We start from the raw sequence: 2,287 nt of genomic DNA, 5'->3' as shown, positions 1-2,287 counted from the left end.
ACCTACCGCAACAATCTGCTTCTTTTGAAACTTAGATGGCTTCAATGTTTGTATTCCTCCTTATGTAGCCTTTAAACGCAAAAAAAGGACACACCTATGGCATAATGCGCCTTAGGTGTGTCCTTTTAGCTAATCTAAAGTCTATATGAAAATGTTGGATTTAGTTTCTTTAATATTACAATTTCAATATTATGATATATAGAGTTATATGTCAATCATTTCTAAAAAAAATATTATTTTTACCATTTCAAATCTCTGATTCCAAAACTCAAAAACCCTTAAAAACATTGTCATATCAAGGTTTTTAAGCTATTAACCCACCCGTAAATATGGTATAATTAATATAACGTAACTGAATATTTCAGGGTGGTTGGTTGCTATCCTTTCTCTTTCATTTTATGGAGAAAGGAGGTGACCTGATGGACATTCTTTTCACGATAGCAATTGAAATTATAAAAGTTATTGCTAGAGAAGTCGCTGTATTTGTTGCAAAACGAGTAGGGAAATCCCTATCAACGTCTTGGAAGCAAATACAAAAAAAGCGACGCAAAACGAAAAGAACCACCCTCAATGCCAGCAAGCGTCTGAAGGGCGGTTCTAAGAAAAAATAAACTTTTTTAGCAACCATCCACCTTGCGGTAGCAGTTACATAAGGCGAGATGTTGGAGCATCTCGTCTTCTTTAGTTTATGCAAAAACTATTGTTATAATACTTCTACACCTATTATAACATCAACTATTGTACATGTCATGCAGATTTATCCACGATAGTTGATAAAAAAGAAATTATTATTAAAACGAAATCAATTTTGTTCCTGTTTCAAAATACTTTGCAGGAGCATAACTTTTCCCATTTCGATCCTGAAATTCGTTTCCAATGTATAACGATATAATTATTGCAACAATCCCCATAATAATCACACGTCTCACACGTTGTTTTTTCTTTTTATCCACTCTAATTCCCCTTTCTACGAAAAAAAGGCACACCCCATTTTTGGGATGTGCCTTTGGTTTATCCATTCAGCTACTAGTTTAAGATGGAAATATTATTATGTCGATTCATCTAATTATACTATATTTTATTTTTATTTCCCATTTTTCATGTAATACCAATCAGTCAGTTTATGAAGTAGTTCTTCTTTCCCTACCCAGTTCCATCCTACTCCACTTCCTCCAGGGAATGGATCATCAGGAAATACCCTTCTTTTTATGAAGTCATCATAGGCAACACCTTTAATCTCTACTTGCTCACTTAAACATAGACTCATTTCATTGACACCTGCTGGAGCTGTTTCTACATTAAAGGTATATACACCATCTTTTGTCTTCATTGGCGAATACCATTTTTGCCCACCATCAATAATTTTCTCCTGTCCATCCCAATATAGAGACTTAGTTGGTCTTTTACTATCAAAGACATGGCCCGTTTTCTCCGATAGATACATATTTTTTGGAGAAAAACTTGATATAGAACCTATATTTTTCGTACGTTCTAAATCTTGTTTAGATTTTAACCCTTCATCAGCAAACGGATATTGTGCCGTAGCTGCTGTAAATACACCAGGATAATTTTCATTCCACTGATTTTTATATGTTCCATTTACTTGATACGAAAATCCATAGCCACTATGAAGCTTAGAAGGTGATAAGTTATCAATACTTCCATTTAATGTTTCATAGAACATTTCTCCCACTGTGTCCTCTTTTGATACACGTTCACTTACTGTCTCTACTACACCTTTCACATTCGTTACACCACACATTGCCTTTTCTTTTGAAGGCTCATAGATAGCGGTTTTAATAGGATTATTTTTATACGTAGTTTCCTCTATGTCTATGCGATTACCAGCAGGGTTAATTTCCGCTTGAATTGTTCCTTTCCCTTTATGCTGCCAGTCAAGGTTCAAGGTTTTCTTTTCTCCTTCAGTTAATCTTACCTTTTGTGATGATACTTGTTGCCCGTTATGCTTTAGCACGACTACTGTTTCAGGATTTGCATATTTCGCTTCTAGTACATCTAACTTTTTAATTTTATTTTTCTCTTTTTCTAACTTCTGCCTTGCTGTATCTAGCCTACTTGCAGCATCATCTAATCTATCTTCTTCCCAAGAGCAGTCTCTATCTATGTAGTAGTCATGGCCTTCCTCGTCTATCTCATGAATTGGATTACGACGACAATAACTTAAACTAGACTGTGCACTATCTCTTACGGATTCAGAACTATTTACTTCTTGCTGGGACTTATTAATATTGTTATTTACCTTTGCTCTATATTGGTCACGTTCTGG

2 protein-coding genes and 1 pseudogene are annotated in these 2,287 nt (G+C 34.8%); 1 reads left to right on the top strand and 2 read right to left on the bottom strand.

Annotation, left to right across the window (positions count from 1 at the left end):
- Positions 1-419 precede the first annotated feature (419 nt).
- The gene (locus CO726_RS30720) at positions 420-611 is read left to right on the top strand and encodes a hypothetical protein (RefSeq protein ID WP_099686804.1); all 192 of its coding nucleotides are present in this window, start codon (positions 420-422) and stop codon (positions 609-611) included.
- 180 nt (positions 612-791) lie between these two features.
- Here CO726_RS30720 and CO726_RS32105 read toward each other — a convergent pair whose 3' ends face one another.
- The gene (locus CO726_RS32105; protein WP_169513125.1) at positions 792-953 is read right to left on the bottom strand and encodes a hypothetical protein; all 162 of its coding nucleotides are present in this window, start codon (positions 951-953) and stop codon (positions 792-794) included.
- Between the two features lie 131 nt (positions 954-1,084).
- Positions 1,085-2,287 (bottom strand): annotated as a pseudogene (locus CO726_RS30715) (hypothetical protein); the annotation flags it as partial.

This window comes from Bacillus fungorum, from assembly GCF_002746455.1.
Taxonomy (GTDB): Bacteria; Bacillota; Bacilli; order Bacillales; family Bacillaceae_G; genus Bacillus_A; species Bacillus_A fungorum.
Note: the sequence above shows the minus strand (reverse complement) of the source record. Positions and strands in the feature narration are given on the sequence as shown.

Excerpts from the sequence above, each read along its gene's own strand:
- CO726_RS30720 (WP_099686804.1), top strand. The coding sequence starts at position 420 with ATGGACATTCTTTTCACGATAGCAATTGAAATTATAAAAGTTATTGCT.